The following is a 20,919-nucleotide window of genomic DNA, read 5'->3' as shown; positions in this document are numbered from 1 at the left end:
CACGAGGAAGAGGAGACGAGACGGTGGCCATACCCGACGACATCAAGATGACTCCCTGGTTGAGCCAATACCGGCAATGGAAGGCGGAGTATCCCGACGCGCTGCTGCTCTTCCGCATGGGGGACTTCTACGAGCTGTTCTTCGACGACGCACGCACCGCCGCGTCGATCCTGGACATCGCCCTGACGGCCCGGGATGCCGAAAGGAAGATCCCCATGGCGGGCGTGCCGCACCATGCGCTTTCCCTTTACCTGGGGAGGCTCATCAAGGCCGGCTGCCGCGCGGCCATCTGCGAGCAGATCGGGGAGCCGACGGGTAAGGGCGTCGTGGAGCGGCGCGTGGTGCGCCTCGTGACGCCGGGCACCTACGTCCCGGAGGAGAGCGGGGACACGGGGCGTCTGGCCGCGGTCCTTCCGCTGAAGGACGGCCGCGTCGCGCTGGCGCTTCTGTCCGTCGAGACCGGCGGCCTGGAGGCGGGGACCCTGGCGCCCGAGGAGGCCGCCGCGCTCCTCTCGGCCTTCACGCCCGGCGAGGTGCTGCATCCCGCGACCCTTCGCACTCCCCCCGATTTTCTGAAGGGGTATGCGCTTCTGCCCGCCGCGCCCGAGGTCTTCCGCGCGGGGACGGCGGCGGAGCGCCTGCGTTCGGCCCTGGGAGGGGCGCGCCTCGCGTCCTTCGGCATCGAGGAGGACGATCCCTGTGCGGGTCCCGCCTGGGCCGTGCTGGACTACCTGTCCGCGACGCAGTTCAGCGCGGTGCGCCACGTGTTGCGCATCACGCCGCTGCGAGCCCGTGACCGAATGAGCCTGGACGCGGCGGCGCAGCGCAACCTGGAGCTGGTCCCGGAGTTCTCCCAGGGGTCCGTCTCGCTGCTCGCCTGCCTGGATCGCTGCCGGACCCCCATGGGGAGGCGCACCCTCAGGGAGTGGCTGATGCGGCCCCTGATGGATATTCCGGCCATCGAACGCCGCCAGGCCTGCATCGGCGTCCTCGTGGAGGACCCGGCGCGGCTGGGGGTTCTTCAGGATGCACTTGCCGGGGCCCGCGACGCCGAGCGCGCCCTGTCCCGGCTCTCCCTGGGGACGGGGACGCCGCGAGACCTCGCCGCGATCCGGGATACGCTGCGCCTGCTTCCGCGCCTGCGTTCCCTCTCGTTCCCGGAGCCGCTCGCCGGCCTCTTCGCCGCGCTGCCGGACCTGGAGCCCCTGCGCACCCACTTGGACGAGGCGCTGGAGGAGGAGCTGCCCCGCGTCCTGGGGGCGGGGCCGGTCGTGCGCTCCTCCTTCAGTGCGGAGCTCGCCTCCTGGCGCGATGTCTCGGAGAGGGGCGAGGCGTGGCTCGCGGAGTACCTGGAACGCGAGCGGGCGGCGACGGGGAGCCCGCGCCTCAGGTCCGGCTACAATCGGGCGTTCGGCTACTACCTCGAGATCGGCAGGACGGGGCTGGAGACGGTGCCGCCGCACTTCGAGCGCCGTCAGACCCTGGTGAACGCCGAGCGCTTCGTCACCCCGGAGCTGCGGGACTTCCAGGACAGGATGGCGCGCAGCGAGGGCGAGACCGCGCGTATCGAGGGGGAACTCTATCGGGCCGTCGTCGAGCGCGTCATCTCCGAGGGGGCGGACATTCAGATGACGGGACGCCTGCTGGGCATCCTGGACTGCGCCGCGTCCTCCGCCCAGGTGGCGCGGGAGCGCGGCTACGTCCGCCCGACGGTGGACGACTCCATGGCCCTGACCGTCAGGGGCGGCCGCCATCCGGTGCTGGAGGCGACCCTGACGGACGCGACCTTCGTGCCCAACGACGTGGTGCTGGGCGGGGATGCGGCGCGCATCGTCATCCTGACGGGGCCCAACATGGCGGGCAAGTCCACCTGGCTGCGCATGGCGGCCCTGCTCGCGGTCATGGCCCAGGCGGGCCTGTGGGTCCCGGCCGAGAGCGCGTCCTTCGGCCTGGTGGACCGCGTCTTCACGCGCATCGGGGCCCGCGACGACCTGGTTCGGGGCAACAGCACCTTCATGGTGGAGATGCTGGAGACGGCGGGCATCCTGAACAACGTCACCGACCGCAGCCTGGTGATCCTGGACGAGGTGGGGCGCGGGACGGCCACATGGGACGGGATGAGCATTGCCTGGGCGGTGCTGGAGTACCTGCACGGCGGCTGCGGCGCGGCTCCGCGGGTGCTGTTCGCCACGCACTGCCACGAGCTGACCTGTCTGGAGGAGCGGCTGGACGACGTGCGCAACTGCAGCATGGCGGTGGCTGAGGGGACGGAGGGCATCGTGTTTCTGCACCAGGTGATGCCGCGTCCGGCGGACCGCTCCTACGGCATCGAGGTGGCGCGCCTCGCGGGACTGCCCAAGCCCGTGCTGAGGCGGGCCTTCGAGCTGCTGGAGCTCTTCGAGCGGGAGGGGTTCGAGCGTTCCTCCATCCCCGATCCCCTGCCCCAGAACGCGCTGAGACGTCAGCTCCTGCTCTTTTCGCCCGAGACGGACGCCGTCGTGGAGGAGCTGGCGGAACTGGACCTCGACAACATCACGCCGATGCGCGCGATGGAGGTGCTGTACAGAATGAAGGAGAAGAGTATGAGGGCACGGGATGGCGCCGCGGATTAGGGAGCTTCCGGAGAGCGTGTGGGCGCGCATCGCGGCGGGCGAGGTCGTGGAGCGTCCCGCCTCGGCGGTCAAGGAGATGGTGGAGAATGCGCTGGATGCCGGCGCGCACCGCATCCGGGTGCGCCTGTGGGACGGGGGACGGTTGCGTATCGTCGTCGAGGACGACGGGTGCGGCATCGCCCTCGACGACCTTCCCCTGGCCCTGACCCCCCATGCGACGAGCAAGATAGGGGGGATCAAGGACCTGGAGGCCATCCGCACGCTGGGGTATCGCGGGGAGGCGCTGGCCAGCCTGACGGCCGTCGCCACGGTCGAGATCCGCTCGCGCCCCGAGGATGGAACGGACGGGACGGGCGGACTGATCCGCGCCTCGGAGGGACGCGTGTCGGAGCATACGGCCGTGAACTGCACCGCGGGCACGCGCGTGCAGGTGGACGAGCTCTTCGGAAACCTGCCGGCGCGCCGGAAGTTCCTGAAGAGCGCCGCGGGGGAACTGCGCCGGGCCGCCCTTCTGATGCGGGAGTACGCGATCTGCCGACCCGACGTGAGCTTCGTTCTGGAGCACGATGGGCGGGAGGTGCTCTCCACCGACGGCGGCGGGGACCGGCGTCGGGCGGTCGAGCGGCTCTGGGGGCCGGAGCCCGCGGTCCAGACCGTCCGGTCCGAGACCGGCCATCTGAGCCTGGAGTGCTGGTGGCAACCCCGGCAGGGGCGCAACGACATCGCCGCCTTCGTCAATGGGCGCGCCGTGGCGGACCCGGTCGTCAAGGGGGCGGTGAGTGCCGCCGCGCGCGAGCTGACGGGCAACTGGGCGCTCCTCCTCTCGATCGACCCGTCGCTGGTCGACGTCAACATCCATCCGGCCAAGGCGGAGATCCGGTTCCGATACCCCGGCGAGGTCTTCGAGGCCGTCCGGGAGGCGGCCGCCCTGTTGGGGGGCCCCGCGCCCGTGACGGTCCGTGACGGGCGCACCTGGTCCACGGACTCCGTGCCGCCCGGCGGGAGGGCCGTCACCCGCGCCGCGGCGATATCGCGGGAGGGGTGGGGGTTCCGGGACGATTTTTCCTCCCCTTCGCCCTCTCCTGTGGCGGAGCGGGGCCGTACATCCGCGCCGCGGGGTACATCCAGGCCCGTCTTCGCTACCCCCTTCTCCCGCATCGAGCCCCCGCCCTTCGCTTCGGAGCCGGCGAAGGATGCGGTGAGGGCGGAGAGCGCGGACCCTCCCGTGGCCGGGACATTGCCTTCACCCCGCGGTCCGGACGGGGCGGAGGATGCCGTTCACGCCCCCGACGTCGTCTACATGGGCCAGATGGGCTCGGGGTATCTGGTGTTCGATGTGCCGGAAGGACTTGTCCTCGTGGATCCTCACGCGGCGCACGAGCGCGTGGGGTACGAGCGCATCCGCGCCGCGGCGGGGGAGGGGCGCGTTCAGCCGCTTCTGGTCCCGGTCCCGTTGCCCCCGACCCTCGCCTTGGAGGCGGAGGAGCATCGGGAGACCCTGGTCCGGTTCGGCTTCGAGCTGGAGAGCTGCGACGGAGGAACACGGCTTTGTTCCATCCCGTCGGTTGGGGGGGCGGTCGAGCCCGAGGCCCTGCTGAGGGGATCGCTGGGGGCTCTGAAGGAGGATCGGGACGGGGACGCGGCGGAGCTCTTGTGGCGCACCTGGGCGACGATGGCCTGCAAGGCGGCGGTGAAGCTGACGACGCGCCTGTCCCGGGAGGAGGCCCTGGCCCTGTGGCGGGACCTGCATGCCTGCGCCCAGCCGTATTTCTGCCCCCATGGACGCCCGACGGTCCTCAGGATCGATGCGGCGCAGCTGGTCGGACACTTCGGCCGGGAGTAGCGTCCGACCGAGGGGCCATAAAGTACGAGCCGCACCCTTTTTCAGGGCGCGGCTCGCTTCTTTGGTCTTTTAGAACCCCGGCTCAGACGGGGGCAGTTTTTCAGCATATCCCTGGAGGTTTTATCAATGGTTTGGTCATAGAGGACTCTGTGCCCATCTCTGTCATCTGTGGACTCGATCAGCTGTCCTGTGTCCAGTAGCGACTGACCTCGACGCGGGCGTCGGCCTCAGAGAAGCCGAACATTCTGGCCACCCTGGCCACTGCTTCGTCCCGAGAAACGCCAAAATCACGGCAAGCGTTCACAAATCCCTGGAGATTACCTTCCTTTCTGCCCTCGGCTCTACCTTGTCTGAGCACGTCGTTGATGTAGGTGTTTGTCACCGTCTCCTAGTCAAACAGCATCGTCATGATGTCCATCACTTCCACCTCTCTTTTCTCCAGATATTCCCTCAGCACGCCCAGGTCTTTGCAGAGGCGTATCGTCTCGCGAAGGGCCTTCCTCGTCATCCCGTGGAGCTTCACCTGCTCCTTGAGCACCTTGCAGAACATCACGTACTGGGTGATGATGTCTCCTTCACCCTCGCCGTAGATAACCTTGGCCCGTACCTCAACAGCATATTCTTTACTATCAAAAAACACTTTTGACAGCGAGAGCTCGCTGGGGCGATTTTTTCGGCCGCCCGCGTAGATGACGTAGAGCTCCGGTTCAGGCAGTTTGACACGGCGGCTGGCATAGAGGTTCTCCCCCAAATCGCTCAGATGCCTCTGCCAGGTCTTAGCCATGTAGAGCAGGGCACGGATAAGGATGTTCTCAGTCCAGGTGCTCTGAGCCTCCAGAAGGATCATCAGTCGGTTCGACACCATGAAGCCCAAGTCATTATAGAGACCATCCACCATGACGTTCTCGATGGTGATGTCCGTCAGGTCCGTCTCCGTAGCTGTCGTATCCTCCGGGTGCAGTGTCCGGTAGAGCTGCAGCAGGTACTTTTTGTCGCCGAACAGATCGGAGAAGACGCTGGCCTTTATCGTGCGCTTCATCCCTTCCGGTGCGCGTATCGTCTGTGGCTCTGTCTTCCCCATGCCGAACACCTCCTGGTCGATACCATTATATAACCACCAATATGACTCTCTATCGTCAACGTTTTTCTGATTCCTACGTGCTGTAGAAAAGATAGTGGTCCTCCAGTTGGGGACCACTATACTCCATTGAGACGATGTCATACAAGATGCAGCGCTAAAGGGATTGGATTCCAATGCTGTCGGCAATACTTGTCTTTGGTGCGATTCGATATCAGATATCCAGGTTCTTCACCTCATGCGCATAGGACGTGATGAAGTCCCGCCTCGGCTCGACCTTGTCGCCCATCAGGATGTCGAAATACTCGTCGGCGAGCAGATCGTCGTTGAGCTCAATCTGCCGGAGCACACGATTGGTGGGGTCCATCGTCGTCTCCCAGAGCTGGGACGGGTTCATCTCTCCGAGTCCCTTGTAGCGCTGCACCCCGACCTTGGTCGGGTCGGGGGCCCCATCCACGTGCTGGCGCAGTTCCTTCTCGGTGTAGCAGTACTGGACCTGCTTGCCCTTCTGCACCCTGTAGAGGGGGGGCTGGGCCAGATAGAGGTAGCCCTGATTGATCAGCTCGGGCATGTGACGGTAGAAGAAGGTGAGGAGCAGCGTGCTGATGTGCGCGCCGTCGACGTCCGCATCCGTCATGATGATGATCTTGTGGTAGCGCAGCTTTTTCTCGTCGAACTCGTTGCCGATGCCGCAGCCCAGGGCCTGGATGATCGTGCGGATCTCGTTGTTGGAGAGCATCTTGTCGAGCCGCGCCTTCTCCACGTTCAGGATCTTGCCCCTCAGCGGAAGGATGGCCTGGAACGAGCGGTCCCGGCCCTGCTTGGCGCTGCCGCCGGCGCTGTCGCCCTCGACGATGTAGAGCTCCGTGTTCTCCGGGGTCCTGGAGGAGCAGTCCGCGAGCTTCCCGGGGAGGTTCAGTCCCGTCATGGAGCCCTTGCGGACGAGCTCGCGCGCCTTCTTGGCGGCCTCACGGGCCTGCCGGGCACGGACCGCCTTGTCCACGATGGGACGGAGAAGGTCGGGGGCGTCCTCGAACCAGGAGAGCAGCCCCTCGTAGACGAAGGAGTCCACGGCGCCCCGGACCTCGCTGTTCCCCAGCTTGGTCTTGGTCTGCCCCTCGAACTGGGGGTTGCCCAGCTTGACGGACAGCACGCAGGTCAGGCCCTCCTTCAGGTCGTCGCCGGAGAGGTTCTCGTCCTTGTCGCGCAGGATCTTGTTGTTCCGCGCGGCCTCGTTGACGGCCCGAGTCATGGCGGTCCGGAGCCCCGAGACGTGCGTCCCCCCCTCGATCGTGTGGATGAGGTTGGCGAAGGAGAAGATGCGTTCGAGGTAGCTGTCGTTGTACTGGAACCCGACGTCGATCGCGATGCCGTCCCGCTCCCCGGAGAGGATGACGGGAGGGGTGAAGAGGGCCGTCTTGCCGCGGTCCAGATACTCGACGAAGGCGCGTATGCCCCCGTCGAAGTGGTACTCCTTCTTTTCCCCCGTGCGCTCGTCCTCCACGGAGATGGCGAGCCCCGGGTTCAGAAACGCCAGCTCCCGAAGGCGGCTCTTCAGCACGTCCAGGGAGTGGTGGACCTCCTCGAAGATCGTGTCGTCGGGGAGGTAGTGGATCAGGGTGCCGCGCCAATCCGCGGGGGTCCCCGGCGAGAGGTCGGTGACGGGAATTCCCCGTTCGAACCGCTGGGTGCGCTGCACGCCGTCGCGCGCGATCGTGACCTCCAGCCAGGTCGCGAGCGCGTTGACCACCGAGACGCCCACGCCGTGAAGTCCGCCCGAGACCTTGTAGGCGCCGTTCCCGAACTTTCCCCCCGCGTGCAGGATGGTGAGGACGACCTCGCAGGTCGGACGCCCGTTGTAGGGGTGCGGGTCCGTGGGGATGCCGCGCCCGTTGTCCCGGACGCTGATGCTCTCGTCCGCGTGGATGGTGACCTCGATGCGGTCGCAGTAGCCGCCGATCGCCTCGTCTACGGCGTTGTCGACGACCTCGTAGATGAGGTGATGGAGGCCCCGGCTCCCGGTGTCCCCGATGTACATGCCGGGGCGCTTGCGAACGGCCTCGAGTCCTTCCAGTACCTGTATGCTTCCGGCGTCGTAGCCGCCCTCCGCGTTCCGTGTGTCCTGAGTCATCTCGCTGCGTTTTCCTCCGTGACAATCTGCATTCTCGATCGCCGTATTCCTGATCGTCCGAAAAGATCCCAGCCCGCGATGCACGAGGCGCCCCGGGCGAAAGGGGCCTTCGCGGTATTTTTACTCTGCCTTCCGCCCCGCGCGGCTGATATGATACGTCTCCGAGTCGGATTCGTTCATGTTGGAATTGTTCCGTGTCCAACCTGATTATTATACAATATCGCTTGCCGCGGGAGGAATCTTGCATTTCCGCCCGATCTCTGAACGAAAGGTGTCGTCGGTCGTGAACGTCCTAGCCGAAAAGAGCGCTCTGGTCAAAAACTTTCTTCTTTCCCTGCCGGGCCTGCTGAGGCGGGAGTGGCGGTCCGTGCTCGCCGTCCTGTCGGCCAACATCATCTTTGCCTTCGCGGTCAATTATTTCACCCTGCCCTATCGCTTTCCCGACCTCGGGATCTCCGGGCTCGCCGTCCTCTCCAATTACGTCTTCGGGATATCCCCCAGCTGGGTGATCTTCATCGGCAACGTCCTCCTGATCGTCTGGGGGCACAAAAGCCTGAACCTGCGTTTCCTGGTGCTGACCTTCTCCTCCATCGTGGTGTTCTCGCTGTTCATCCCGATATTTCGGGGCGTTCCCCTGAACCTGCCCCGGGACAAGTTCATGGCCACGGTGATCACGGGGCTTTTGAAGGGGGTCGCCATCGGGATGCTCTTCAACGTGGGAGGGTCGAGCGGCGGGCTCGACATCGTCGCGATGGTCATGCGCCGACGCTACGGGATCGAGGTGGGGCGATTCTCCATCTTCGTCAACTTCTTCATCCTCTCGCTCTCGGCCGGGGTCATCGGCCTGGAGTCGGTCGTGTACGGAGCCGTCGGGCTCTATGTCTTCGGCGTTACCCTGGACGGCATGACGCGGAGCTTCGACAAACGCAAGCAGGCCTTCATCATCACGAACATCCCGGAGGACGTCTGCCGTTTCATCACCTCGAAGGGTAAGGGCGTGACCCGCCTCGAGGGGCACGGAGCCTACACGGGGCAGCCCCGCCCCGTGCTCATCTCCCTGCTGGAGCCGCGGCAGATCGTTCAGCTCAAGGCTTTCCTCAAGGAAAAGGACCCAAATGCCTTCGTCTCCATCTGCGACGCGACCGAGGTGCTGGGCCAGGGGTTCAAGAGCTGGAAGTCCCTGTAAGCGGACGCCCGGCCCTGCGGGGCTGTCAAGTCCCGGATGCCGTGTCGGTCGCTTACGTCGAGGCGAAACCTCGTGCCCTCGCCTTCGATGCCCGGGAAAACCGCCTGATGAAACCCCTGAGCGATTCGCGCAGCGAGCTGCTCGAATCGTTGGCAGCCTGCTTAAATCCCCATGCCGCTACCGTGGGGCTGATCGGCCCGCAAGCGAAGCGAGCGGCTGGCCGGAAGGCTCCCCTTTGGGGATAGCGGCGGTCCCGGCAAGTGTCCTCCTTAAAACAGGCAAGCTGGGGTACCACCGGGGGCTTCGATTGAATCGGCGTTTCCTTAAGAATTGGAATGGCATGGGATTATTGGTTTCGGGAGTTTTCCGGCCGGTGCGCTATAATGAACATTTGAATCTACTTTATAAACTTTGATACGCGGACTTGATATACGATCAGGACGCCCCCGGCCGAGGGGGCGCCGTCAGAGGTGAATGAGCGGAAATGATATGGAACACACTTAGGAGGGCGCTGGGGCTCGACCCCAACGACCGTGCGCTGAGAAAGTACGAGGGCGTCGTGGAGCAGATCAACGAGCTCTCGGAGAACCTGGAGTCCCGGAGTGAGGACGAGCTGCGCGCCATGGGCGCGCGTCTGCGCGAGCGGGCCCGGGACGGGGAGCCCCTGGAGGAACTTCTCGTCGAGGTCTTCGCGCTCGTGCGCGAGGTCTCCCGGAGGACGATAGGGCTCCGGCACTACGACGTACAGCTGATCGGAGGCATGGCCCTGCACGACGGCCGAATCGCCGAGATGCGGACCGGCGAGGGGAAGACCCTCGTGGCCACGCTGGCCGTCGTCCTGAACGCGCTCTCCGGCGAGGGCGTCCACCTGATCACGGTCAACGACTACCTTGCGAAGCGCGACGCCGCGTGGATGGCCCCGATCTACAACTTCCTGGGGCTCTCCGTGGGCGTCATCTACCCCTACATGCCTCCGGAGGAGCGCTACGAGGCCTACAGGGCGGACATCACCTACGGGACGAACAGCGAGTTCGGGTTCGACTACCTGAGGGACAACATGGTCATGCACGCCGAGCAGATGGTCCAGCGCTCCCATGCCTACTGCATCGTCGACGAGGTGGACTCGATCCTCGTGGACGAGGCGCGGACGCCCCTCATCATCTCGGGCCCGTCCGACGACAACGTGGAGCTCTACGTCAAGGCGGACGGGGTGGCGCGCCAGCTGACGGAGGGAAAGGACTACGAGAAGGACGAGAAGGAGCGCAGCATCGCCGTCACGGAGGCCGGAATCCAGCGCTGCGAGGACCTCCTTGGGATGCCGGGGCTCTTCTCGGACGCGGCGAAGTCCGAGCTGGCGCACCGCATCGTACAGGCTCTGAAGGCCCACCGCCTGTTCCAGCGCGACGTCGACTACGTCGTGAAGGACGGGGAGATCGTGATCGTCGACGAGTTCACGGGGCGCCTCATGGTGGGGCGCCGTTACTCGGACGGGCTCCATCAGGCCATCGAGGCGAAGGAGCGCGTCAAGGTGGGGCGCGAGAGCCAGACCCTGGCGACGATCACGCTTCAGAACTACTTCCGCATGTACCGTAAGCTGGCCGGGATGACGGGCACCGCGGCCACGGAGGCCGAGGAGTTCAAGGAGATCTACGGGCTCCAGGTCGTGACCATCCCGACGCACCGGAAGATGATCCGCCAGGACTGTCCCGACGTGATCTACGGGACGATGCTCGAGAAGTTCGGCGCCGTCGCGGACGACGTCGAGGAATGCCACAAGCGCGGACAGCCCGTCCTCGTCGGGACGACGTCCATCGAGAACTCCGAGCGGGTCAGCAAGCTGCTCAAGGCCCGTAAGGTCCCGCATCAGGTGCTGAACGCCAAGCACCACGAGAAGGAGGCCCACATCGTGGCCCAGGCCGGGCACCTCGGCGCCGTGACGGTGGCGACGAACATGGCCGGCCGCGGCACGGACATCATGCTTGGAGGCAACCCGGAGTTTCTGGCCAAGGAGAAGCTCCTCTCCGACAGGCCGTCCCTGGAATGGACGGTCAAGGGAATGGACAAGGAGGACGTTTACGGCTACTTCGTGCGCTACTCCAACCTCCAGGCCGAAGACCTCGCGCGCAACTACCTCCGGGACCGCCGCATCGCGGAGGAGGGGAGCGGGCTGGAGTTTCTGCGCGCCGTCTTCGGCCGCATCAAAAAGGCTTACGAGGCCCGGCTGGAGGAGTTCCGCGAGCTCTGCCGCGGGGAGCACGACAAGGTCGCCGCATTGGGCGGACTGGCGATCATCGGGACGGAGCGCCACGAGTCCCGGCGCATCGACAACCAGCTTCGGGGCCGTTCCGGCCGCCAGGGCGACCCCGGCATGAGTCGTTTTTACCTCTCGTTGGAGGACAACCTGCTGCGCCTCTTCGGCTCGGAGCGCATCCAGGGCCTGATGGGCCGGCTGGGCATGAAGGACGGCGAGGCCATCGAGTCCGGAATGCTCTCGAAGGTCATCGAGTCCTCCCAGCACAAGGTCGAGCAGATGCACTTCGACATCCGCAAGCAGCTGCTGGCCTACGACAACGTCATGAACCGCCAGCGCGAGGCCGTCTACGACGAGCGGCAGACGATCCTGAACGAGGGGGATATGGTCGATTACGGCTGGGGGGTCGTGAACGGCGTCATCGTCGAGATTTTGGACCGCTATTTCCCCGGGGAGGGGGAGCCGGACGCCGGACGGGCTGCGGCGCGGATGCGCGCCATCTTCGGCCCCGGCAGCGACGAGCTGGTGGGGCGCATCGACAGCCAGGCCGGCATGGAGCTGGTGCGGGACGAGATCGTCGCCTTCCTGAAGGCGCGCTACGACAAAAAGACCGAGGAGCTGACCCCGGAGGTCGCCGGGGGGCTGGTGCGCTACGTGGTGCTGAACACCCTGGACGACGCCTGGCGCGACCATCTCCTGGCGATGGACGAATTGAGGCGCGGCATCGGCCTCCGGGCCATAGGGCAGAAGGACCCGTTGCTGGAGTACCAGTTCGAGTCCTACAACCTCTTTCAGGAGATGATGCTGCGGGTGCGGGAGTCCTTTGCGGAACAGTTCTTCCGGGTCCGCGTGGTGACCGAGGAGGAGCGCCGCAGTCCGCGTCGGGTCTCCGAGGGGCGCGATTTTGTCCTCCCCGGTTTTGGGCAGGGACATGAGGACGCCGTGCCCGAGGAGCTTCCCCGCGGCGAGGGGCGGCCCGAGCCCGTCCGTAAGGGCCCCCGGGTGGGGCGCAACGATCCCTGCCCCTGCGGCAGTGGAAAGAAGTACAAGCACTGCTGCGGCAAGGGCGCCTGAGTTTCATCCGCTGAAGCCTCCCCCGCGCTTTCTTCCCTCGGGCATTGCCGTTGAAGGAGGAGTGTGTTTAATGAGGGGGCATCGGAATGAGGAAGGAGTGCGTCGAATGAGTCCGATGGTGAAGTTCTTGTCGAGAAAACTTCTGTCTTCGGGGGCCATCCTCGGAATCTTTCTTGGAATCTTTTTCCTGTGTCCGCCGCCTGCGGGAGCGTCGGTCCCCGAGTACGATCTCGCGCGGATGCGGCAGGTGAACCCGGACTTCTCGACGTATCCCGACGCGCGGGGCATCGTCTGGCTCAAACGGGTCTCCTGCGGCCCTGCCCCGGATGGGGGAATGGAACGGACCCATCTCTGGGTGCTGCTGGGGCGCAGCGGCCTGGACAAGCGATGGCTGGACTGGGATATCCCCAATCCTCCGGGAGGGACCGCGAGGGTCCTGGAGGCGGGGGTCTATGCCTTCGATTCCGGCCGGAAGATCGCCGACGTCCTCCCCGCCGAGCGGGACCAGGGGGGCGTGACGATGCGCTCCGTGCGGTTCGAGGGGCTCCCCGAGACCTTCATCCTGGTCCTGTGCTGGCAGGACTCCTTCCTGGAGAATCTCTCCCTCGAGGATCTGGTCTGGACCCAGGAGTCGCTGCCCGTCTGGGAATCGATCGTCGAGGTCTCGGTGCCCGACGGGCGGCCCTTCTTCCATCGTTCCTTCCAGAACGTCCGTCCCGAGGTGGAAAAGGGCAAGGGGAGGGCGGTCTATACCTGGCGGACCGTCAACGCCGCCCCCTTGGTCCCGGGGGGGCTCCGCGCCTCCACCCGGGGCGGGGTCGTCTTCGGCATGCGCCAGGGGGCCGAGGGCCTCGCCAGTTTGATGCGGGACGAGGCCGCCGCCGCCGTCCCTCAGCCCCCGTCGAAGGCCGTCGAGGGCTTCCGAAAAGGGACGGAGGCGGGAACGGCCGCCCTGCTCTCCTGGCTGTACGAGCAGCCCGAGACCATCCTCCCGGAGGGCTGCCGTCGGACGCTGCCCTCGGAGGGGCCCTGGACGGGCGGGGAAAAGCTCCTGATGGCCCATGCCTGGCTCAAGGAGCGGGGGGTGAACGCCCTTCTGCACTGGAGGACGGCCCTCGAGCCCGACGCGGACAGCCCCGTCTGTCCGGGGCTTCTGCTGGCCCCGGTCCTGGAGGTCCCCCCCTTCAAGGGCGCCAGGTTCAAGGAGAGCTTCTTCTGCGATATGGACGACGCCCCCAGGATGGGGAGGACCTCGCCCCTTCTGATGGGGTGCCGGATATTCGCCCCGGACGGGGAGGGACGCATTGCGGCCAGGAGGATACCGGAGGCGAAGGCATCGGAAAACCGATTGCGCGCCCTCTTCGACCTGAGCCTGAGCCCCGGAGGGGCGCTGAGCGGTACGGTGCGCCTCCAGGCGCGCGGTGCATGGCGTTCCCTGTTCTTTCGCGCCTGGGAGGACGGCCGTGCGGGGGAGCTCCTTCCCTCGCTCTTCCGGAACCTGAGGGGCTACGAGGCTGCCGCACTCAAGGAGTCCGGCGGGGAGGCCGAGTTGGCCTTCAGCATCGGCGAGATGCCGGGGATCATGGGGACTCAGGGGAAGAACCTGCTGGTCATCCTTCCGGCGTTCGTCCCCGAGTCCCTTCAATCCCTGCCCGGTGACTCCGTTCCCGTGGAGCTGGCCTTTCCCTTCCTGATGGAACAGAGGGTCAGCCTGCAGCTGCCCCCGGGGGTCGAGAAGGTGATGCTCCCCGCGGACACGGAACGCGCCTCCGGAAAGGTGCTCTATGGAGAAAACTTCAAGGCGTCCAAGCTGAAGAAGGTGACGGCGGAGGTCCGGCTCCAGGTTTCGGCGACGAGGCTGGCGGAGGAGGACGGAGCCTCTTTGAAGACGGCACTGGACCTTTGGCGCAATTTTTCGGCGCGCCCCCTGCCGTTGCTGATGAGGGGCAAGGAATAGGGACGGGAGCGTCCGCTCGCCCTGCGGGCAAAAAGTTCTTTATATAAGGGAAAGGTAGTGCGGAGATGTCGGATGAATTGATGCGGGGTTCGGCCGTTTCCTACCCGAGGGAGGCTCTGCTTCGGGCTGTCCGGAGCGTCGCGGAGGAGTTGGGGAAGCCCCTCCCGGAGGGGATGGCGTTCGAGCTGGAACGTCCCAGGCACGAGGGGCAGGGGGATCGTTCGGCCAGCGCCGCCATGCAGCTCTCCAGGGCGTTTTCCATGCCCCCGAGGACGTTGGCTGCCCGGATCGTCGGGCGGCTGAGCGAGGATGGAAGCGGTTTCTTCGATAAAATCGAGGTCGCCGGACCGGGGTTCATCAACTTTTTCCTCTCGAAAAAATGGTTCGCCTCCGTCGCGGACGAGGTCCTTTCCATGGGAAATCGGTACGGTTCCTCGGAACTGGGAGGCGGGCGGAAGGTGCAGGTGGAGTTCGTCAGCGCCAACCCGACGGGGCCGCTGCACATCGGCCACGGCCGCGGCGCGGCGGTGGGGGACGTCGTCGCGGGCATCCTCGCCTTCACGGGCTGGAATGTCGAGCGGGAGTACTACATCAACGACGCGGGGCTCCAGATGGATATCCTGGGACGTTCCGCTCAGGCCCGCTATTTCGAGCTGGCGGGGCGTCCCGAACTTGCTCCCTTCCCCGAGAACGGCTACAAGGGCGCTTACATAAGAGACCTTGCCCGCACGGTCCTGGAGCGGGAGGGCGACCGTTTCCTGGCGGAGCCGCTTTCGGAGAGCCTGCCCTGGTTCAAGCGGTACGCGGGGGACGTCATCCTGGGGCGGATCAAGGAGGACCTGGGGCGTTTCGGGGTCCGCTTCGACGTCTGGTTCTCCGAGGCCACCCTTTACGAGCGGGATCTGGTGCGCCAGGCCATGGAGGACCTCAAGAGGCGCGACTTCGCCTTCGAGTCGGACGGTGCGCTCTGGTTCAAGACGACCGATTTCGAGGACGACAAGGACCGCGTACTGATCCGCAACAGCGGGGCGCCCACCTATTTCGCGTCGGATATCGCCTATCATCGGGACAAGTTCGTGACCCGCGGGTTCAATCGGGTCATCGACGTGTGGGGGGCCGATCATCACGGCTATATTCCGAGGATGAAGGCTGGGGTGGAGGCCATCGGAAAGTCGGCCGACGACCTCGACGTGCTGCTGATCCAGCTGGTCAACCTGATGCGGGACGGCCATCCCGTGGCGATGTCGACCCGGTCGGGGGAGTTTGTCACCCTGGAGGAAGTCCTGGATGAGGTCGGCGTCGACGCCACGCGGTTCTTCTTCCTCATGCGCCGGAGCGACAGCCAGCTGGACTTCGACCTCGACCTCGCAAAAAAGCAGAGCAGCGACAACCCCGTCTATTACGTCCAGTACGCTCATGCCCGAATCTGCAGCGTCGTCCGGGAGTGGACGGCCCGGGGCGGCAGCGCGGACCGTCTGGGCTCGGACGGCGTTCCGATCCCCGAGAGCCTGTTCGAGGACGAGGCGGCCCGCGGGCTGGCGGACTGTCTGGCGCTCTTTCCGCGGGAGGTGGAGAACGCGTCGCGGGACTTGGCCCCTCAGATGCTGACGGCCTATGCGGGGCTGCTGGCCGGCGCCTTCCATTCCTTCTACAACACCAACCGCATCCTGGGCGAGGCCGGGGAGGTGGAGCTCGGCCGCCTCAAGCTGGCGAACGCGGTGCGCATCGTCCTGCACACCTGCCTGAGCCTGCTGGGCGTGAGCGCCCCCGAGCGGATGTGACATGCCCCCCCTGCGGAGAATCGTGGTCGTCGCCTTCGTCCTCCTCCTCTTCCTCATCATAGGGACGCATTACTTCTTCGAATGGCGGAGGATCGACCAGCTCAACGCGGCGATCGAGGAACGCGAGGAGCTCCTGCGCAGGAAACAGGACAGCGTGCGCGACTATCGGGAGAAGGTCTCGTTCTACAAATCCCGGGAGGGCATCGAGCACATGGCGCGGGAACAGTACAACCTCGTATTCCCCGGCGAGCGCGTTATCCTGATCAAGAGCGGCGACGTGGTCTCGGAGGATGGGCGCTGACCTCCGGCGGGAGGGGCGGGATGGTTCGCCGGGCTGCAAACGGTCCTTGACGGGACGTCAAAAAGGGGTACAATAGTCCTTCGGTAGAAAGTGGAATCTCGGGAAAACGCGAATTTCCGTTTCCCAAAGGTAATGTCCATTTATTTTATAATGAGATCTCTTATCGAGAGAGGTGGAGGGACTGGCCCGATGAAGCCCGGCAACCTGTCGAATCAGGTGCCAATACCAGCAGCCCCGTGAGGCTGGATGATGAGAGGAAGAGCATAAGGTTGTGCGGACACTCTTCCCGATGGGAAGGGTGTTTTTTTGTCTTTCGTTCATTTATTCTCGGGAGGTAGGACTATGGCAAACACGGAAAAATTCATCTTCTCCTCGGAGTCCGTCACGGAGGGGCACCCCGACAAGGTCGCCGACCAGATCTCGGACGGCATCCTGGACGCAATCCTGAAGGACGACCCCAACGGCCGCGTGGCCTGCGAGGTGCTCTGCACGACGGGTCTGGTGATGGTCTCGGGAGAGATCACGACCCGGACCTACGTGGACATCCCCAAGCTGGCGCGCGGGATCGTTCAGGACATCGGCTACACCCGCGCCAAGTACGGGTTCGACGGCGAGACCTGCGCAGTCCTCACGGCCATCGACGAGCAGTCCGGGGACATCGCCCAGGGGGTGGACAACGCCATCGAGGTGCGGGACAAGCAGGAGAAGAAGCTTTCCGAGGAGGAAATAGCCAGAATCGGGGCCGGGGACCAGGGTATGATGTTTGGCTACGCCTGCAACGAGACGGAGGAGTTCATGCCGATGCCCATCGCCCTCGCCCACAACCTGGCGCGTCAGCTCAGCAAGGTCCGCCGCGACGGGACGATCTCCTACCTGCGCCCGGACGGCAAGACCCAGGTCTCCCTCCGCTACGAGGGCCGGAAGGCCGTCCACGCCGACACGATCGTCGTCTCCGCTCAGCATCATCCGGAGGCGACCCTCAAGGAGATCCGTGCGGACATCATCGAGAACGTGATCAATCCCATCGTCCCCGGATACCTGATCGATTCGGAGACGCGTATCTTCGTCAACCCGACCGGGCGTTTCGTCAAGGGCGGTCCCATGGCCGACACCGGCCTGACGGGCCGAAAGATCATCGTCGATACCTACGGCGGATGGGTGCCCCACGGGGGCGGAGCATTTTCCGGCAAGGACCCCACCAAGGTCGACCGCAGCGGCGCCTACATGACGCGCTACGCCGCGAAGAACATCGTGGCTGCGGGGATCGCCGACGAGTGCCAGATTCAGGTGGCCTACGCCATCGGCGTGGCCGAGCCGGTTTCCCTTAACGTCAACACCTTCGGCACGGGGAAGATCGGGGACGAGAAAATCGTGGAGCTGCTGCGCGCCCATTTCGACTTCCGGCCCGCTGCGATCATCCGGGACCTGGACCTGCGCAAGCCTCAGTACAGGGCGCTGGCCGCCTACGGACACATGGGCCGCATCGACCTTACCCCCCTGCCGGGATGGGAGAGGACGGACCGCGCGGAGACGCTTCGCAAGGCCGCCGGGATTTAGGAAAAAGGAAGCGCTGTAAGGGTGAAAGAAAGCCGGAGGGTTCCCATAGAAGGGAACATCCTCCGGCTCTTTTTCTGCGTGAGGCTACAGAAGCCCCAGAAAATGCTGCACGACCAGGGACGTGCCCGCCAGGCTGATCCAGCAGACCAGACCCATGAGGATCGGCCTCAGGCCGTTGGCCAGAAGTTTGCCGATGTGCGTGTTGAGCCCGATGGCGGCCATGGCGGCGACGATGAGGAACTTCCCGGACACCGTCAGGGAGCGCGATATCTCGGGGCTCACGATCCCCGACGTATGCAGCAGGGAGGCGGCCACGAACCCGAGCACGAACCAGGGGAAGGCCTTGGAAAAGCTGAAGTGCGAGGCTCCCTCCCCGGTCCGGGCGGTGTAGAGCGCGAGCACGAAGGTGATGGGCACGATCATCAGGGTACGCGTCAGTTTGACGATGGTCGCCAGCTTGCCGGCGGCGTCGCTGTAGGCGTACCCCGCCGCGAGGACGGACGAGGTGTCGTTGACCGCCGTGCCGGCCCATATCCCGAACCCCTGGTCGCCCATCCTCATAAGGTGTCCGAGCGCGGGGAAGATGAAGACGGCCGCGATGTTGAAGAGAAATATGGTGGATATGGAGTGGGCGATGTCCTCCTCCTTCGCGCCGATGACGGGTGCGGTCGCCGCGATGGCCGATCCGCCGCATATGGCCGTCCCCACCCCGATCAAAGTTGCGGTCACGGAGTCGAGCCGCAGGACCCTCTGCATGATCCGGGCGGAGAGGAACGCCGCGGTCAGGGTGAAGGCCATCACGACGAGGGACTCGCTTCCGACCGCCAGGACGTTCCTCATGTTCATCTCAAACCCCAGCAGGACGACGGAGAGCTGGAGCAGCCTCTTCGAGGCGAAGCGCGTTCCCTCCCTCAGCGCGGGCGGATTGCCGAACAGGGCGACGAGCATTCCGAAAAGGATGCCGAACACCGGCGCGCCGACGATGGGAACCTGGCGTCCGCAAAACCACGCGAGCACGGCGAGGACGACGGTGAGGGACAGTCCGGGAACGAAAGCCTTCCATTGTGCTGGTTTCTTCTGTGTCGGATTCTTCAAAATCGAATCGCCCCTTTCGGATTTCATTTCGTTAACAAAACCGCGAGGTAAGTGTACGCCCAAATTTTTCAGTATCCCTCAATGATAGCGCATGTTGTCTTGTTTTTGTCCTGTCCGACCCCCTCTTCCGCTGTAAGTTCATCATGAATTTTTCGGGCGGGAACGATGTCTGTATGGATCGTGGACGGGGCTTCCGGGATCATCTGCGTATTCCGTGAAGTGTCCGTGGAGAAAGCAGCCTGCCCGGAGGGTTCTCCGTAACCCGAACGCCCCCCTTCGGCAATTTTCGTTGACAAAGGCATTTTCGAGTAATAAAATTGCTCGTATGATGATAGATTCTTTGATATCCTCCAAGACCCGTATAAAGCTGCTGATGAAGTTTTTCCTGAATCCCGGGGTCACGTCCTACCTTCGCGGCCTGGCGGACGAGTTCGGGGAGTCGACCAATGCCGTGCGGGTGGAGCTGAACCGTCTGTGCTCGGCCGGCTTCCTCGAGGAGGTGCCGGAGGGGGGGCGAAGGCGTACCTACCGGGCCTGCAGGAGGCACCCCCTTTTCCCCGAGCTCCATCGCATCGTGCGTAAGGTTTTGGGGATCGATCAGGTTGTGGAGGGGATCGTCGAGCGCCTGGGGACCGTCCGCCTCGCCCTGATCACGGGCGACTACGCCCACGGGATCGACGGCGGGATTATCGACCTGACCCTGGTCGGGGAGATCGACCGGCAGTACCTGGGCGAGCTGGTGGAGAAGGTGGAAGGGATGATTGCCCGGAAGGTCCGAGTGCTTGTCCTGACTCCCGGGGAGTACGAGATGCTTCGGGGAACTCTGCGTCCCGAGGAATCCCTGTTCGTCTGGGGCGAGCAGGATGGGCTGCTGCAGGAACAAGTGAGGGATGCGGGATAACATGACGGACAATTCCACGAATGCCGGGTTCGACCTGATCATCGAGCCCAACCGAACGACGGTCGCCTTTTTCCGGGAGCTCCTGCGTTACCGGGAGCTGTTTTATTTTCTGGCCTGGCGCGACATCCTGGTGCGCTACAAGCAGACGGTCATCGGCATCGCCTGGAGCGTGATCCGGCCCCTCCTGACCATGCTGGTGTTCACCATCGTGTTCGGGCGGCTGGCCCGGCTGCCCAACGAGGGCGTGCCCTATCCCATTTTGGTGTTCTCCGCGATGCTGCCGTGGCAGTACTTCGCCAACGCGATGCAGGAGAGCTCGAATTCCCTGATCGCGGAGTCGCGCCTGATCAGCAAGGTATACTTTCCGCGCCTGATCGTTCCGGCCAGTTCGGTCATCGTGAGCGCGGTGGACTTCCTGATCTCCCTGGTGCTTTTGGGGTTGCTGATGTTGGGATATGGCTTCATCCCCTCCTGGACGCTCCTGTTTATGCCGTTTTTCTTTTTGCTTGCGACCCTGGCGGCCTTGGGGGCGGGGTTCTGGCTGTCCGCCCTGAACGTGAAGTATCGGGACTTCCGTTATATCGTCCCGTTCCTGGTGCAGTTCGGCCTCTACGTCTCGCCCGTGGGGTTCTCCAGCTCCGTCGTGCCCGAACGCTGGCGGCTGCTCTACAGCCTCAATCCCATGGTCGGGGTGATCGACGGATTTCGGTGGTGCGTGCAGGGGACGGCGAGCCCGCTCTACCTGCCGGGTTTCCTGATCTCCGCGGCGATCTCCGTCCTGGCCTTTTTCAGCGGAGTGTGGTTCTTCCGCCGTACCGAGCGCTTCTTCGCGGACTTCATCTGAGACGGCGTTCCTCGGAGATAAGGGTGGCAACTGAGCAGGGGTTGAGCGATGGAGTACTTTGATTACGATGGGTTCTGGAAGGACCTGATCGAACGTTTCTTTGGCCCGTTCCTGTTGAGGGCCCTGCCGGAGCTCTATGTCGACGCGGACCTCTCTCAGGAACCGAGGTTTTTGGATAAGGAATTTCGCGATCTTTTGCAGACCTCGGACCTGGAGCTTCACCGTTCCCCTCGTTTTGCCGATTATCTCCTGGATGTTCCCTTGAAAAACGGCGGCGATGCGTGGGTTTTGCTCCACATAGAGGTCCA

General features: G+C 64.6%; 15 protein-coding genes and 1 riboswitch. Of the genes, 11 read left to right on the top strand and 4 right to left on the bottom strand.

The genetic code is table 11. The annotated features are described in order from the left end of the window. Positions 1 to 23: 23 nt before the first annotated feature. Positions 24 to 2,612 (top strand): DNA mismatch repair protein MutS, encoded by a 2,589-nt coding sequence (mutS, locus tag Q0176_RS04465; RefSeq protein WP_299299647.1) that lies wholly within the window; start codon positions 24 to 26, stop codon positions 2,610 to 2,612. Beyond that, positions 2,596 to 4,455 carry a DNA mismatch repair endonuclease MutL gene (gene mutL / locus Q0176_RS04460; protein ID WP_299299645.1) on the top strand — a complete coding sequence of 620 codons (1,860 nt, stop codon included), beginning with the start codon at positions 2,596 to 2,598 and terminating at the stop codon, positions 4,453 to 4,455. Before mutS ends, mutL begins: the two co-directional genes overlap by 17 nt. 178 nt (positions 4,456 to 4,633) lie before the next feature. On the opposite strand, the gene Q0176_RS04455 is transcribed toward mutL, so the two are convergent. The 3 genes from Q0176_RS04455 to gyrB all read right to left on the bottom strand — a co-directional run bounded on the left by Q0176_RS04455 (position 4,634) and on the right by gyrB (position 7,664). Beyond that, a complete protein-coding gene (locus Q0176_RS04455) occupies positions 4,634 to 4,837 on the bottom strand; it encodes a hypothetical protein (protein ID WP_299299643.1) in 204 nt (67 codons plus the stop codon). Between the two features lie 6 nt (positions 4,838 to 4,843). Beyond that, entirely contained in the window at positions 4,844 to 5,536 is a 693-nt protein-coding gene (locus tag Q0176_RS04450; protein ID WP_299299641.1) for a hypothetical protein, read from the bottom strand. Positions 5,537 to 5,747: 211 nt separating this feature from the next. After that, positions 5,748 to 7,664: a DNA topoisomerase (ATP-hydrolyzing) subunit B gene (gyrB, locus tag Q0176_RS04445; RefSeq protein ID WP_299299639.1), complete on the bottom strand. Its 1,917-nt coding sequence runs from the start codon at positions 7,662 to 7,664 to the stop codon at positions 5,748 to 5,750. 283 nt (positions 7,665 to 7,947) lie between these two features. Between gyrB and Q0176_RS04440 the strand changes: the two genes are divergently transcribed. From Q0176_RS04440 to metK, 6 genes are all read left to right on the top strand, one after another. Continuing rightward, a complete protein-coding gene (locus Q0176_RS04440) occupies positions 7,948 to 8,850 on the top strand; it encodes a YitT family protein (protein WP_299299637.1) in 903 nt (300 codons plus the stop codon). A gap of 484 nt (positions 8,851 to 9,334) precedes the next feature. Beyond that, entirely contained in the window at positions 9,335 to 12,175 is a 2,841-nt protein-coding gene (secA, locus tag Q0176_RS04435; RefSeq protein ID WP_299299635.1) for a preprotein translocase subunit SecA, read from the top strand. A 106-nt stretch (positions 12,176 to 12,281) separates the two neighbouring features. Further along, the gene (locus tag Q0176_RS04430) at positions 12,282 to 14,132 is read left to right on the top strand and encodes a hypothetical protein (protein ID WP_299299633.1); all 1,851 of its coding nucleotides are present in this window, start codon (positions 12,282 to 12,284) and stop codon (positions 14,130 to 14,132) included. A 65-nt stretch (positions 14,133 to 14,197) separates the two neighbouring features. Then, the gene (gene argS, locus Q0176_RS04425; protein WP_299299631.1) at positions 14,198 to 15,913 is read left to right on the top strand and encodes an arginine--tRNA ligase; all 1,716 of its coding nucleotides are present in this window, start codon (positions 14,198 to 14,200) and stop codon (positions 15,911 to 15,913) included. A 1-nt stretch (position 15,914) separates the two neighbouring features. Then, positions 15,915 to 16,214, top strand: a complete 300-nt coding sequence (locus Q0176_RS04420) for a septum formation initiator family protein (RefSeq protein WP_299299629.1) — start codon at positions 15,915 to 15,917, stop codon at positions 16,212 to 16,214. Positions 16,215 to 16,371: 157 nt separating this feature from the next. Next, positions 16,372 to 16,470: riboswitch (SAM riboswitch) on the top strand. Between the two features lie 86 nt (positions 16,471 to 16,556). Further along, positions 16,557 to 17,771: a methionine adenosyltransferase gene (gene metK / locus Q0176_RS04415; protein ID WP_299299627.1), complete on the top strand. Its 1,215-nt coding sequence runs from the start codon at positions 16,557 to 16,559 to the stop codon at positions 17,769 to 17,771. A gap of 84 nt (positions 17,772 to 17,855) precedes the next feature. Here metK and Q0176_RS04410 read toward each other — a convergent pair whose 3' ends face one another. Continuing rightward, on the bottom strand, positions 17,856 to 18,866 hold the full coding sequence (locus tag Q0176_RS04410; protein WP_299299625.1) for a YeiH family protein: 1,011 nt from the start codon (positions 18,864 to 18,866) through the stop codon (positions 17,856 to 17,858). A 373-nt stretch (positions 18,867 to 19,239) separates the two neighbouring features. Here Q0176_RS04410 and Q0176_RS04405 point away from each other — a divergent pair, with 373 nt between their 5' ends. The 3 genes from Q0176_RS04405 to Q0176_RS04395 form a co-directional block, all read left to right on the top strand. Then, complete coding sequence (locus Q0176_RS04405; protein WP_299299623.1) at positions 19,240 to 19,767, top strand: ArsR family transcriptional regulator; 528 nt, start codon at positions 19,240 to 19,242, stop codon at positions 19,765 to 19,767. 1 nt (position 19,768) lies between these two features. Then, positions 19,769 to 20,611, top strand: coding sequence for an ABC transporter permease (locus Q0176_RS04400; RefSeq protein ID WP_299299621.1), 843 nt, complete (start codon positions 19,769 to 19,771; stop codon positions 20,609 to 20,611). A 48-nt stretch (positions 20,612 to 20,659) separates the two neighbouring features. After that, a partial coding sequence (locus Q0176_RS04395) for a hypothetical protein (protein ID WP_299299619.1) occupies positions 20,660 to 20,919 on the top strand: 260 nt, incomplete at its 3' end.

Source organism: uncultured Fretibacterium sp., from assembly GCF_938040765.1.
Taxonomy (GTDB): domain Bacteria; phylum Synergistota; class Synergistia; order Synergistales; family Aminobacteriaceae; genus CAJPSE01.
Note: the sequence above shows the minus strand (reverse complement) of the source record. Positions and strands in the feature narration are given on the sequence as shown.